Consider the following 12,684-nt stretch of genomic DNA (forward strand, 5'->3'; position numbering starts at 1 on the left):
GCGCACGCTGAGATCTCCATCCGGTGCGATCACGACGGGACCCCTACGCGAGGCGAGCGGATGCTCGACGGTGCGCGGCGCCGTCGGGCAAGGAGCTGGACCATGACCACTGAAAGAACCGCGCGGACCCCCGAAGGAACCACCCCCACCCCCGTGGTGTTCGTCCACGGGCTGTGGCTGCACGCCGACTCCTGGGCACCCTGGGTCGAGCGGTACGCCGCCGCCGGGTACGACGCCCACGCGCCCGGCTGGCCGGGCGACGGCGCGACCGTCGAGGAGACCCGGGCGAACCCCGACGCCGTCGGCGGGTACGGGATCGACGAGGTCGTCGCGCACTACGTCGAGGTCCTCGACGGGCTGGCGGCCCAGGCCGTCGTCGTCGGGCACTCGTTCGGCGGGCTGATCGTCCAGCGCCTGCTCACCGCGGGGCACGCGCGTGCGGGGATCGCGATCGACCCCGCACCCATGCGCGGCAACATCCTGCTGCCGCCCAGCTCGCTCAAGGTCGCGGCGGTCGCGCTCAAGAACCCCGCCCACTACAAGGGCTCGGTCTCCCTGACGCCCGAGGAGTTCCGCTACGGCTTCGCCAACGAGCTGTCCGACGAGGAGGCCGCCGAGCTGTACGAGCGGTGGACCATCCCCTCGCCCGGGCGCCCCCTCTTCGAGGACGCCGCGGCGAACCTGTTCCCGCACTCGGCCGCGAAGGTCGACTCGAAGAACGCCGACCGCGGTCCGCTGCTGTTCGTCGCGGGCGGCATGGACCACACCGCGCCCGCCTCGCTCACCAAGACCTCGGCCAAGATCTACCGGCGCCACTCCGACGCCGTGACCGACCTCCACGAGTTCCCCGACCGCGGGCACTCGCTCACCATCGACCACGGCTGGGCCGAGGTCGCCGACACGACCCTCACGTGGCTCAAGGAACAGGGGATCTGACATGCCGTTCATCACCACCGCCGACGAGACCCGGATCTTCTACAAGGACTGGGGGAGCGGGCAGCCCGTCGTCTTCAGCCACGGCTGGCCCCTGAACGCCGACGCCTGGGACCGGCAGCTCAACCTGGTCGCCTCGCACGGCTTCCGCGGGATCGCGCACGACCGGCGCGGGCACGGCCGCTCGACCCAGACGTGGGACGGCAACGACATGGACACGTACGCGGACGACCTCGCCGCGCTCATCGAGGCCCTCGACCTGACCGACGTCGTCCTCGTCGGCCACTCCACGGGCGGGGGAGAGGTGACCCGCTACCTGGGCCGGCACGGCACGGGCCGTGTCGCGAAGGCCGTGCTGCTCGGGGCCGTGCCACCGCTCATGCTCCGCACACCGGACAACCCCGACGGCGTCCCGATCGAGGCGTTGGACCAGATCCGCGCCGGGCTCCTCGCCGACCGGTCGCAGTTCTACCAGGACCTGTCGGTCGCGTTCTACGGCGGGAACCGGGACGGCTCGACGCTGACGCAGGGTGTGCGCGACCAGTTCTGGCGCCTGTCGATGCAGGCCGGCCTCAAGGCCGCCTACGACTGCGTCGAGCAGTTCTCCGAGACCGACTTCACCGCGGACCTGCGCTCGATCGACGTCCCGGTGCTCGTCGTGCACGGCGACGACGACCAGATGGTGCCCATCGGGCCCTCCGCGCTCAGGACGGTCGAGCTGCTCCCGGACGCGACGCTCGTCGTGCACGAGGGGCGCCCGCACGGGCTGTTCGGCGACTACGAGACCGAGTTCGACGAGGACCTGCTCGCGTTCCTGGGCTCCTGACCCCGCGTCCCCGGCGAACCGGGGCGCTCGCCGGACCACCGCCGTCCTGCCCGACGGCGCCGTCGCGCTCGCGCGTCGTGCGTCGGGCGTCGGCGAGACGGGGCCCGGCACCGGCTATGCCTCGCACCGAGGGGGATCACCCGATCTGCGTGACGCGCCACCTGACGTCCCAGGCGCTCAATGAGAGGGGTGCTCGGTCGAGCACCGCGAGCGGTACGACACCGAGAGGAACATCATGAGCGAACCGACCGAGGACACCCCCGTGCTCGACCTGCTGGTGGAGATGACCGCGGACTCCGTCGAGGCGTCGAGCCTCGACCTCGAGACCGTGATGCTCGTCCGGCTCGCGGCCCTCGTGGCGGTCGACGCGCCACCGGTGTCGTACCTGATGAACCTCGAGGCCGCAGGCGAGGTCGGCGTCGACGCCGACAAGGTCGCCGGCGTGCTCGCCGCGGTCGCACCGATCGTCGGGACGCCTCGGGTGGTCGCGGCCTCGGCCGGGATCGCCGAGTCGCTCGCCTTCGAGATCGCGGTCGCGGTCGCCGACCTCGCGGAGCAGAGCGAGGAGTAGACGTGTGACTGCCGAGCCCGGCGACGGGGTGCGCGACTCCGAAGCCGCCGACCCGGTCGCCGTGGGGCGCGGAAGCCCGGCCGCCGCGGTGACCTGGGGCGCCAGGAGGGCGACGTGACAGCAGAGGGATCCGACGGGAGCGGCGGCAAAGGTCCGGCCGAGCCGGCCGGCGCCCCGACGGCGAGCATGAGCGACCTCTCGACGAGGCGCCGGTGGACCTTGATCAGCCTCGGGCTGCTCCGGGCCGGGGGGATCGCGATCCTGCTGGTCGCGCTCTACTACCTGCTGCCGCTCGACCGCCCCTCGCCGTCGTCCCTGACCGTCGGGCTCCTCGTCGGTCTGCTGGTGCTCGTGGCGACGATGTACTGGGAGGTCCGTGCGATCGTCCGCGCCAGGTTCCCGGGCATCCGGGCGACGCAGGCGCTGGCGACGACGGTCCCGCTCTTCCTGCTCGTGTTCGCGGCCACCTACTTCATGATCGCCTTCCACGACCCGGCGACGTTCAGCGAGCCGCTGAGCCGCTCGGACGCCCTCTACTTCACGATCACGACGTTCGCGACGGTGGGGTTCGGGGACATCGCTCCTCGCTCCGAAGCCGTGCGGCTGCTCGTGGCGGTGCAGGTGCTGCTCGACCTGGTCGTCCTCGGCCTGGGGATCCAGGTCATCGTGGGGGCCGTCAAGAAGAGCCGGGTGCGTGAGGTTCCTGGTGTCGACGCGGCGTGACATCAGTTGAGGAAGCCTCTGACCTGCGTCTTTGCCATGCAGAAGCCGTTGTGACACCACTTTCTGAGATCGATGACGCCATATCTCTTGCGATGACACCATGGATGGTGTCATAGTGGCGTCATGGAACTTACGAGATACGTCGACGAGCTGCAGCACCAGCTCGCCACCGCAGCCGCCGCAGGCGGGGACGAGGCGCGTGAGCTCGCCGGCCGTCTGTCGGCCCCGCTCGACGCCGCCGTCCGGCTCGTCCTGCTCGAAGCCCTCTCGACCGCGGCCAGCGAGATCACGGCCGAGCTCGCGCCGGGTGCGGTCGACGTCCGGCTGCGAGGCCGCGACCCCGAGTTCATCGTGACCCCCGCACCCGCCTCGGCCTTCGACGACGACGCCACCCCGGCGGCCGAGCCCGCCCGCCCGGCGGTGCTCGACCCTGACGACGTCAGCACGTCCCGCACCACGCTCCGCCTGCCCGACCAGCTCAAGGCACAGGTCGAGGAAGCGGCAGCCCGTGAGGGCATGTCCGTCAACACGTGGCTCGTGCGCGCGGTCGCCGCCGCGCTCGCCCCCACCGCCCCCTCCCGCCCGGTTCCCCGGGCCACGAGCACCTCCGGTCGCGTGACCGGCTGGGTGCGCTGACCCACCACCCGACACCACCACATCCCCGCGCCCCGCCACCCCAGGGCGGACACGCTCACCCCTCTGGAGGATCCGTCATGCCCACTTTCGCTGCCCCCACGCCCGTCCCGGTCGTCATCGACGTCCCCTTCGGCAACCTGTACGTCGTCGCCGGCGAACGGGACGACGTCGTCGTGACCGTCCTCCCGGCCGACCCGAGCAAGTCCGGCTCGGTCCGCGCCGCCGAGGAGACCCGCGTCGAGCGCGACGGCGACGCCATCGCGATCGTCTACCCCAACGCCTGGAAGCAGTACGTCCTGCCGTTCGCCTCCGGTGGCGCGAAGGTCACCATCGAGGTTCCCGCCGGGTCGGACCTGCGCGGCAAGGCAGGCTCCCTCTACGCGGAGGGCCGGCTCGGGACCGTCGACCTCAACCTCAACGGCGGCAACGCCCGGCTCGACGACGTCGACCGCCTCGACATCAAGGTCTCGGCCGGGTCGCTCAGCGTCGGCCGGGTCTCCGGCACCGTCGACGCCGTGGTCTCGGCGGGCGGCCTGCGCGTCCGCGAGCTCGACGGCGACGCGACCGTCAAGGTGCCCAACGGCACCACCGAGATCGGGCGGACCACCGGGAGCCTGCGCGTCAACGGCGCGCACGGGGACATCTCGATCGACCGGTCCCACGGCGACACGGTCGTCAGGTGCGCGCACGGCGGGATCCGTGTCGAGCAGGCCGTGAACGGTCGCGTCCAGCTCGAGAGCTCGTACGGCTCGATCGAGGTCGGCGTGCCCGAGGGCACGGCCGCCTGGCTCGACGCGACCTCGCAGCACGGCCAGGTCCGCAACCTCCTGCAGGACGCGGCCGGTCCCGGCGAGTCCGACCTGACGGTCGAGGTCCGCGCAGGCACCAGCTACGGCGACGTGATCGTGCGCCGCCCGCACGCCTGAGGCCGCCTCTCCTCCCTGCCCCCACCAGAAGTGCTCTCACCGCTCGTCCCTGCTCCACCCGCTCGTCCACCACCCTCGAAGGAGAAGCTCATGAGCACCACAGTCCGCGGACCCGCGATCGAGGTCGCCGGCCTGCGCAAGTCCTACCGCTCGAAGTCCGGCACCCAGCTCGTGCTCGACGGCGTCGACCTCGTCGTCCCGGCCGGGACGATCACCGCGCTGCTCGGTCCCAACGGCTCGGGCAAGACCACGACCGTGGGCGTCCTGTCGACCCTGCTCGCCGCCGACGCCGGCACGATCCGCGTCGCGGGTCACGACATCGCCCGTGAGCCGGACGCCGTCCGCGCCTCGATCGGCGTGACCGGCCAGATCACGGCCGTCGACGAGCTGCTCACCGGCACCGAGAACCTGCGGCTCATGGCCGACCTGAACCACCTCGGGAAGTCCGCCGGACGCCGTCGGGCGACCGCGCTGCTCGAGCAGTTCGGCCTCGCCGAGGCCGCGGGCAAGCCCGTGGCCACCTACTCGGGCGGCATGAAGCGCAAGCTCGACCTCGCGATGACGCTCGTCGGCACGCCGTCGGTCGTCTTCCTCGACGAGCCGACGACGGGTCTCGACCCCCGCAGCCGTCGCACCCTGTGGGACGAGGTGCGTGCGCTCGTCGAGGGTGGCACCACGATCCTGCTCACCACGCAGTACCTCGAGGAGGCGGACCGGCTCGCCGACTCCGTCGCGGTCCTCCACGGCGGCCGCATCGTCGCCGAGGGCACGCCCGCAGAGCTCAAGTCCGTGCACGACGCAGGCTCGCTCGACGAGGTCTTCCTCGCACTGACCGAACCGCCCACCGAGGAGGAGGCCGGCACCGACGCCGCTGCCGCCACCGGTCCGACACAAGACAAGGAGAACGTCCGATGACTGCCATCGCCACCACCGCCCCCACCACCACGGCTCGGCCCCGTCCGGTCGCCGACGTCCTGACCATGCTGCGCCGCAGCCTGCTGCGCGCCGTGCGCTACCCGGGCCTGACGGTCTTCATCGTCGGCGGCCCGATGGTCATGCTGCTGCTGTTCGTCTACGTCTTCGGCGGGGCCTTCGGTGCCGGTGTGGCTCCCGGGATCACGCCGGGCGCCGACGGCCGGGCCGCCTACCTGGACTACATCACGCCGACCCTCCTGGTCATCACCGTCGTCGGGGGAGCGACGTCGGTCGCGGTGAGCGCCGCGATGGACGCCGCGAGCGGCATCATGTCCCGGTTCAAGACCATGGCGATCTCGCCGGGGTCCATCCTCTCGGGGCACGTCCTCGGGTTCGCCGTGCAGGCCATGATCGCCGTGGTCCTCGTGCTGGGCGCCGCGATCGCCATGGGCTACCGTCCCGAGGCCGACGCGCTCGACTGGCTCGCCCTCCTGGGCCTGTTCGTCCTGCTCGGGATCTGCCTCAACTGGCTGTGCGTCGCCATGGGTCTGGGCGCCCGCAGCGTCGAGACCGCGAGCAACACGCCCATGCTCCTGCTGCTCCTGCCGTTCCTGGGCAGCGGGTTCGTGCCCGTCGAGACCATGCCGACGGCCGTGCGCTGGTTCGCCGAGCACCAGCCCTTCACGCCCATCATCGACACCGTGCGCGGGCTGCTCGCAGGGGGAGCGGGGCTCGAGGGATCGACCGCGGTGCAGGCCGTGGCCTGGTCCGTCGTGATCGGCGTCGCGGGCTACGTCTGGGCTCGTGCGCTCTTCCGTCGCGAGCGTCGCGTCTGAGACGGACGCCGCCCCGCATCGCCGGGCGTGCTCCAGAGGCCTGCCCGGGAGGCCCTCGGCGTTCGCGGTCCCTCGTCGTGGCGGACGGCCTGGACTCACAGGTCGCGGTACATGATGTGGAGCCCGACGAGACCGGCCGTCGGGTGCCGGAACGCCTCGGGCACGGTCGCCAGGATCTCGAACCCGAAGGACTCCCAGAGTCGCACGGCGCGCTCGTTGGTCTCGACGACGGCGTTGAACTGCATCGCGAGGTAGCCCTCGGCGCGGGCGCCGTCGAGCACCGCGTTCGCGAGGGCGCGTCCGACGCCGCGACCACCGCTGCCCGGCCCGACGACGAAGCTCGCGTTCGCGACGTGGGCGCCCGCGCCGGGAAGGTTGGGCAGGTACTTCGCCGTGCCGACCACCCCGTCCGTGCCCACCGCGACGAGCAGGCGGGCTCCCGGAGCGGCCGTCCACGCCGCGCGGGCCTCCGCCTCGCCGATGTCGCGAGGGTAGGTGTAGGTCTCACCCGCGCGGAAGGCAGGCTCGAGCACACGCCAGATCCCGGACCAGTCGTCGGACGTCGCTGTGCGGACCTCGATCTCTGGGCTCACGCTGCCGAGCCTATCCGCGCCCTGGGCGGGGCCGGGTGTGACCAGCCGCACACCTGGGCGACGCCCCTCGCCGGGTGACTGCCGACCGCCCGACCTAGGCTCGGTCGATGACGACGGACCCCCGCGAACCGACCGTGTGCGTGCTCGCGCTCACGCCTCTCCTCGCGATCGAGATCGAGCCCGCCGGGCCGCACGAGACGTCGCCCGAGATCCACGTGCACCCCGGTGGGCAGGGGCTGTGGCTCGCGCGCATGGCGTACTCGCTCGGTGCCCACGCGATCGTGTGCGGGCCGTTCGGCGGGGAGACCGGGTCGGTGGCCGCGCACCTGGCCCGCGCCGAGAACCTCGACCTGCGGGTGACCTCGACAGGGGCCAACGGCGCCTTCGTGCACGACCGGCGCAGCGGTGAGCGCGCCGAGGTCGTGGCCATGGAGCCCTTCCCCCTGAACCGGCACGAGGTCGACGACCTGTACGGCACGGTGCTCGTCGCGGCGCTCGACGCCGCGGTCACGATCCTCACCGGGTCCAGCACGCCCGTCGGCGTCCCGCCGGACTTCTTCGGCCGGCTGACCAAGGACCTGCACGCGGCCGAGCGCCAGGTCGTCGCGGACCTGTCGGGGGCCGAGGCCCACGCGGTCGCCCAGGAGGCCGGCGCGGTCCTGAAGATCAGCCACGAGGAGATGGTCGAGGGCGGCTTCGCGCCCGACGACGGCGAGCGGTCGCTGCGCACGGCGGCGGACGAGATGGTGGCCGCCGGTCCGCGTGCCGTGATCGTCTCGCGCGCCGAGGCGCCGTCGCTCCTGGTGACGCGGGAGCGCAGCTACACCGTGCAGAGCCCGTCCGTCACGACCGTGGACCACCGCGGGGCGGGCGACTCGATGACGGCGGGGATCGCCGTCGGGCTCGCGCGGGGCATGGACCTGCCCGACGCCGTGCGCCTGGGCGCGGCAGCCGGAGCCCTCAACGTGACCCGCCGCGGGCTGGGCACGGGGCACCGCGACCAGATCGAGCGCTTCGCGCACCGCGTGACGGTGCGCGAGACCCGCTGACCGCACAAGACGACAGGAGGCCATGATGCGCGCACTCATCACCAACGACGACGGGATCGACTCCCCGGGCCTGGCGGTGCTCGCCGGGGCGGCGCTCGACGCCGGGTACGAGGTCGTGGTCGCGGCCCCCGCGCGCGAGTCCTCGGGCGCGAGCGCAGCCCTGCTGGGGGCTGAGGAGGACGGCCGCCTGGTCGTCGAGCCGCGCAGGGCCCCTGGCCTGCCCGACGGCGTGACGTCCCTCGCCGTGCGTGCCGCCCCCGCGCTCATCGCCTTCGTCGCGGCGTACGGCGGCTTCGGCGCGAGGCCGGACCTGGTCCTGTCGGGCGTGAACAAGGGCGCGAACACGGGCAACGCGATCCTGCACTCGGGGACCGTGGGCGCGGCGATGTCCGCGACGACCCACGGCATCGCGTCGGTCGCGGTGTCGATGGACGCCTCCGAGCCCCGCCACTGGGAGACCGCGCGCCTCGTGACGGACCACGTCGTGGAGTGGGTGGGCCGCACCCCGCTCGGCCGCCGGGTCGTGAACGTCAACGTCCCCGACCGCGCCCCGGGGGACCTCCGGGGTCTGCGCCAGGCACCGCTCGCGAGCTTCGGGCTGGTCCAGGCGCGCATCCACGAGAACGACGACCGCAACCTGACGCTCCAGTACTCGGGGACCGAGCGGCACTCCGAGCCGGACTCCGACACGGGTCTCCTCACGCGGGGCTGGGCGACCGTGACGCTGCTGCTCGCGCCGTACGCCGACGTGAGCCTCGAGGTGCCCGGGCTGCCCGTGCCGTGAACCGCCCGCTCAGGTGCGCTGCCCCCTGTGCCACAGCCGGTCCCAGAGCCGTCGGAGCGGGCTGCCCTTCTGCTCGGGGGGAGGCGGCACGGCCTGCGCGCCGTGCACGAGCCACGCCTGCGCGTGCCGTGCGGCGTCGGCCGTCGACTCGCCGATCACCGGCCGGGCAGGGAAGACCTCGATGCGTTCGTGCAGCCGCAGGTCGATGACCTGCTCGAACTTCGCCGCCAACGCCGGGTCCACGCCGCTCACGTAGAGGCGCCCGCCGTGGTCGCCGAGCTGGTCCGCGTAGCGGGCCAGGACGGTGAAGGCCGTCGCGCCGAGGCTCGCCCGCCCGCGCAGCCGCAGGACGACGACGGCGTCACGTGCGTCGGCCGGCTCGGGGAGCGTGGCCTCGAGCGAGCGGGCCCCCGCGTAGAACAGGCTGCCGTAGACGTCGAGCACCGTGACGGTCCCGCCGTCGAGGCGACGGGGCGCTGGCTCCTCGCGATAGCGCCCCTCCTCGACGGGGACGAGCCGCACGATGCGCAGGTCCTGGGACTCGCGGTTGGCCTGGAGCAGGATCGACAGGGCCGCGCCGATCCCGACCGCGGCCGCGACAGGCAGCAGCAACGTCGCGAGGAACGTCGTCGCCATGGCCACCTGGGACTGGCTGCCCGTGTGCCAGGCCGTGGCCATGGCGGACAGACGGATCGACCCGACCGACGCGACCGCGAGCAGGGCCGCGAGGGTCGCCGAGGGGACGGCCCCCACCGGCCCCGACAGCAGGACGAGCACGACGAGCACCCACACTCCCGACATGACCCCGGCCCATCGGTCGCGTGCTCCCGCGGCGGTGCTGACCGCCGTCTGGCCCACCGACCCGCCGACGGGTATCCCTCGGAAGAAGCCCGCCGCGAGGTTCGCCACCCCCTGGCCGACGAAGTTCCGGTCCGGGTCCGCGCGCCGCCCCGGGTTCGGGACCGACTCGGCGACGCCCGCCCCCTGGACGAGCACGATCGCCGCGACGGCGAAGGCTCCCACGGCCACGTCCAGCGAGAACACCGTGAGGTCGGGGACCGCGGGGACGGGCAGGCCGACGGGTATCGCGCCCGCGTCGCCCACGAGCTCCACCGAGCCCGCACCGACGAGCCAGACGCCGAAAGACGACACGACGAGGGCGACCACCGCGGCGAAGGGCGCCAGCCGGGTCCGGGCGAGGACCAGCAGCAGGAGGATCGACCCGGCGCCGACGACGACCGTCGGCACGTCCCACGAGCCGGGGGACCGCAGCACCTGGTACGCCTGCCCGATCGCGAGCGACGCCGTCGGCTCGCTGCCCGTGAGCGCGTCGAGCTGCCCGAGCAGGATGTTGACCGAGACCCCCGTGAGGAAGCCGGTCATGACCGAGTGCGACACGAAACCGGTCAGTCGGCCCAGTCCCGAGAGTCCCGCGACGACCATCACGGCGCCCGCGAGCGTCGTGAGGAGGATCAGGGCACCGACGCGGTCGTCCGCGTCGATCCCGGCCAGCGCCGACCCGGCAGCGAGCGCGGCGGCGCTCGTGGTCGTGACGACCATGAGCTGGGAGTCGACCGTCAGGCCGCCGGCGATCCGGCCGACGGCCGTCGCGTAGAGGCCGTGGATCGGGTTGACCCCCACGAGCGTCGCGGCCGCCATGCCGTCCGGGACGCCGCCGACGGCCCCGGGGACCCCTGTCCCGGCCGAGCGCCAGAACGTCCCAGGAGCCGGGCGGACGCCGGCCCACCAGGCCTTCGCCGCCCGCAAAGGGCCACCCCTCATCTCGGTGACCTCCGCGCCTGTGCTCGCGCCCACGACGCACGAGAAGGTGCGCCTCCGTCGCGTCGAGGCTGCCACACGACCGCGACGACGGCGCGCCGAGGGACGGGCGCGGAGGCGCACCTGCCGCTCGTGTTGCCGCCGAGACCCACCTCACACGTTGCGGGTGCGCAGTCCGTGAGTGGCTGTAATGCTGCCAACATGTCACCAGCCAAGCCAGCTTCCCCCGCCATCGTCCGGCAGCAGCAGGTGTTGCGAGACAGCCTGCCCTTCCACGACACCCAGGACTTCGACGACGTCTCCCGCGGCCTCCTCTGCCGACGAACACCGTCCGCGGTGACCGCCGCGGACGGGCGCGTCGTCTGGGACAACGACACCTACGACTTCCTCCAGGGCGAGGCCCCGGACACGGTCAACCCGAGCCTGTGGCGCCAGTCGCGGCTCGTCGCGACCCAGGGGCTGTTCGAGGTCGTCGAGGGCATCTACCAGGTGCGCGGCTTCGACCTTTCCAACGTCACCTTCATCGAGGGCGAAACCGGCGTGATCGTGCTGGACCCCCTCATCTCGACGGAGACGGCCGCGGCGGCGCTCGCGCTGTACCGCGAGCACCGCGGGGAGCGTCCCGTCACGGGGGTCATCTACACCCACTCGCACGTCGACCACTTCGGCGGGGTCAAGGGGGTCACGACCCAGGAGGACGTCGACGCCGGGCGTGTCCCGGTCCTCGCCCCCGAGGGGTTCACCGAGCACGCCGTCTCCGAGAACGTCTACGCGGGCACGGCCATGGGACGCAGGTCGGGCTACATGTACGGCGCTGCGCTCGCGCGGGGACCGCAGGGACAGGTCGGGGCAGGGCTCGGACAGACCACGTCGACGGGTACCGTCACCCTCATCGCCCCGACCGTGGACATCACCACGACCGGCGAGGAGAAGACCGTCGACGGCGTCCGGATGGTCTTCCAGATGGCCCCCGACACCGAGGCGCCGTCCGAGATGCTCGTCTGGTTCCCGGACCACCGCGCCCTGTGCGCTGCCGAGGACGCGACGCACAACCTGCACAACCTGCTGACGCTGCGCGGCGCCGTCGTGCGCGACCCCCACGCCTGGGCGCGCTATCTCACCGAGTCGATCGAGCTCTTCGGAGACGACCTCGAGGTCGTCTTCGCGTCCCACCACTGGCCCACGTGGGGCAACGAACGCATCCACGAGTACCTGGGCATCCAGCGCGACCTCTACGCGTACCTCCACGACCAGACCCTGAGGCTCCTCAACCAGGGACTGACCGGGATCGAGATCGCCGAGGTGCTCACGCTGCCCCCGGCGCTCGAGAACGCGTGGAGCACCCGCGGCTACTACGGCTCCGTGAGTCACAACGTCAAGGCCATCTACCAGCGGTACATGGGCTGGTACGACGGGAACCCGTCGAGCCTGTGGCGGCACACCCCGGTCGAGGCGGGCAAGCGCTACGTCGCGCTCGGGGGCGGCGCGGACGCCGTGGTCGCCAAGGCCCGGGTCGCGTTCGACGAGGGCGACTACCGATGGGTCGCGGAGATCCTGAACCACGTCGTCTTCGCCCAGCCCGACCACGCCGGGGCGCGCGAGCTGCTGGCCGACGCGTACGAGCAGCTCGGCTACGGGGCGGAGAACGGTACGTGGCGCAACGTCTACCTCTCGGGGGTGACGGAGCTGCGCGACGGCCCGTTCGGGACCCCCATCGTCACGGTGTCTCCCGACATGGTCGCGCAGCTCTCGCCGGAGATGCTCTTCGACGCTCTCGCGGTCCAGGTCGACGGGCCCCGGGCGTGGGACGAGAAGCTGTCGATCGACATCGCCCTGACCGACGTCGACACCAGGTACCGCCTACGCCTGGCCAACGGGGTGCTCACCTACAGCTCCGCCCCGCAGAAGGGCGCCGCGGACCTCACGCTCACCGGGACCAAGCGCGCCCTCCCGGTCCTGGCCAGCGGGAACGTCACACCGGACACGCTCGCCCAGGCGGGCATCGAGCTCAGCGGCGATCCCTCCGTGCTCGGCCGGCTTGCCGCCGTCCTGGACCCGGGTGACAGGGACTTCGCGATCGTCACCCCCTGACGGTCGGACGGGTGGTGGGGGG

At 72.6% G+C, this 12,684-nt stretch carries 13 protein-coding genes; 11 read left to right on the forward strand and 2 right to left on the reverse strand.

Features of this window, described 5'->3' with window-relative positions; all coding sequences use genetic code 11:
- The first annotated feature begins 102 nt into the window (after positions 1-102).
- From H9652_RS12040 to H9652_RS12075, 8 genes are all read left to right on the forward strand, one after another.
- Positions 103-936 carry an alpha/beta hydrolase gene (locus H9652_RS12040; protein ID WP_191796467.1) on the forward strand — a complete coding sequence of 278 codons (834 nt, stop codon included), beginning with the start codon at positions 103-105 and terminating at the stop codon, positions 934-936.
- A gap of 1 nt (position 937) precedes the next feature.
- Entirely contained in the window at positions 938-1,759 is an 822-nt protein-coding gene (locus tag H9652_RS12045) for an alpha/beta fold hydrolase (RefSeq protein WP_191796468.1), read from the forward strand.
- Positions 1,760-1,994: 235 nt separating this feature from the next.
- Positions 1,995-2,330: a carboxymuconolactone decarboxylase family protein gene (locus tag H9652_RS12050; protein ID WP_191796469.1), complete on the forward strand. Its 336-nt coding sequence runs from the start codon at positions 1,995-1,997 to the stop codon at positions 2,328-2,330.
- 114 nt (positions 2,331-2,444) lie between these two features.
- Entirely contained in the window at positions 2,445-3,053 is a 609-nt protein-coding gene (locus H9652_RS12055; protein ID WP_318244141.1) for a potassium channel family protein, read from the forward strand.
- A 123-nt stretch (positions 3,054-3,176) separates the two neighbouring features.
- Positions 3,177-3,689 (forward strand): ribbon-helix-helix protein, CopG family, encoded by a 513-nt coding sequence (locus H9652_RS12060; protein ID WP_191796470.1) that lies wholly within the window; start codon positions 3,177-3,179, stop codon positions 3,687-3,689.
- 77 nt (positions 3,690-3,766) lie between these two features.
- Entirely contained in the window at positions 3,767-4,615 is an 849-nt protein-coding gene (locus H9652_RS12065; protein ID WP_191796471.1) for a DUF4097 family beta strand repeat-containing protein, read from the forward strand.
- A gap of 90 nt (positions 4,616-4,705) precedes the next feature.
- Positions 4,706-5,530, forward strand: coding sequence for an ABC transporter ATP-binding protein (locus tag H9652_RS12070; RefSeq protein ID WP_191796472.1), 825 nt, complete (start codon positions 4,706-4,708; stop codon positions 5,528-5,530).
- A complete protein-coding gene (locus H9652_RS12075) occupies positions 5,527-6,366 on the forward strand; it encodes an ABC transporter permease (RefSeq protein ID WP_191796473.1) in 840 nt (279 codons plus the stop codon). The genes H9652_RS12070 and H9652_RS12075 overlap by 4 nt, the downstream gene beginning before the upstream one ends.
- 95 nt (positions 6,367-6,461) lie before the next feature.
- Here H9652_RS12075 and H9652_RS12080 read toward each other — a convergent pair whose 3' ends face one another.
- Positions 6,462-6,959: a GNAT family N-acetyltransferase gene (locus H9652_RS12080; protein ID WP_318244142.1), complete on the reverse strand. Its 498-nt coding sequence runs from the start codon at positions 6,957-6,959 to the stop codon at positions 6,462-6,464.
- A gap of 107 nt (positions 6,960-7,066) precedes the next feature.
- Here H9652_RS12080 and H9652_RS12085 point away from each other — a divergent pair, with 107 nt between their 5' ends.
- On the forward strand, positions 7,067-8,008 hold the full coding sequence (locus tag H9652_RS12085) for a 1-phosphofructokinase family hexose kinase (protein ID WP_191796474.1): 942 nt from the start codon (positions 7,067-7,069) through the stop codon (positions 8,006-8,008).
- A gap of 25 nt (positions 8,009-8,033) precedes the next feature.
- On the forward strand, positions 8,034-8,792 hold the full coding sequence (gene surE / locus H9652_RS12090; protein WP_191796475.1) for a 5'/3'-nucleotidase SurE: 759 nt from the start codon (positions 8,034-8,036) through the stop codon (positions 8,790-8,792).
- A 9-nt stretch (positions 8,793-8,801) separates the two neighbouring features.
- Here surE and H9652_RS12095 read toward each other — a convergent pair whose 3' ends face one another.
- Positions 8,802-10,574: a SulP family inorganic anion transporter gene (locus H9652_RS12095; RefSeq protein ID WP_191796476.1), complete on the reverse strand. Its 1,773-nt coding sequence runs from the start codon at positions 10,572-10,574 to the stop codon at positions 8,802-8,804.
- A 198-nt stretch (positions 10,575-10,772) separates the two neighbouring features.
- On the opposite strand from H9652_RS12095, the gene H9652_RS12100 reads away from it, so the two are divergent.
- Positions 10,773-12,662, forward strand: coding sequence for an alkyl/aryl-sulfatase (locus tag H9652_RS12100; RefSeq protein WP_191796477.1), 1,890 nt, complete (start codon positions 10,773-10,775; stop codon positions 12,660-12,662).
- The last annotated feature ends 22 nt before the right edge of the window (positions 12,663-12,684 follow it).

Origin of the sequence: Oerskovia rustica, assembly GCF_014836555.1 — a bacterium.
Taxonomy (GTDB): Bacteria; Actinomycetota; Actinomycetes; order Actinomycetales; family Cellulomonadaceae; genus Oerskovia; species Oerskovia rustica.

What these genes read in the sequence shown, in the direction of transcription:
- H9652_RS12050 (WP_191796469.1), top strand. Translation starts at nt 1,995, where the DNA reads ATGAGCGAACCGACCGAGGACACCCCCGTGCTCGACCTGCTGGTGGAG.
- H9652_RS12085 (WP_191796474.1), top strand. Translation starts at nt 7,067, where the DNA reads ATGACGACGGACCCCCGCGAACCGACCGTGTGCGTGCTCGCGCTCACG.
- H9652_RS12095 (WP_191796476.1), bottom strand. Translation starts at nt 10,574, where the DNA reads ATGAGGGGTGGCCCTTTGCGGGCGGCGAAGGCCTGGTGGGCCGGCGTC.
- H9652_RS12100 (WP_191796477.1), top strand. Translation starts at nt 10,773, where the DNA reads ATGTCACCAGCCAAGCCAGCTTCCCCCGCCATCGTCCGGCAGCAGCAG.
- H9652_RS12060 (WP_191796470.1), top strand. Translation starts at nt 3,177, where the DNA reads ATGGAACTTACGAGATACGTCGACGAGCTGCAGCACCAGCTCGCCACC.
- H9652_RS12070 (WP_191796472.1), top strand. Translation starts at nt 4,706, where the DNA reads ATGAGCACCACAGTCCGCGGACCCGCGATCGAGGTCGCCGGCCTGCGC.
- H9652_RS12040 (WP_191796467.1), top strand. Translation starts at nt 103, where the DNA reads ATGACCACTGAAAGAACCGCGCGGACCCCCGAAGGAACCACCCCCACC.
- H9652_RS12065 (WP_191796471.1), top strand. Translation starts at nt 3,767, where the DNA reads ATGCCCACTTTCGCTGCCCCCACGCCCGTCCCGGTCGTCATCGACGTC.
- H9652_RS12075 (WP_191796473.1), top strand. Translation starts at nt 5,527, where the DNA reads ATGACTGCCATCGCCACCACCGCCCCCACCACCACGGCTCGGCCCCGT.
- surE (WP_191796475.1), top strand. Translation starts at nt 8,034, where the DNA reads ATGCGCGCACTCATCACCAACGACGACGGGATCGACTCCCCGGGCCTG.
- H9652_RS12045 (WP_191796468.1), top strand. Translation starts at nt 938, where the DNA reads ATGCCGTTCATCACCACCGCCGACGAGACCCGGATCTTCTACAAGGAC.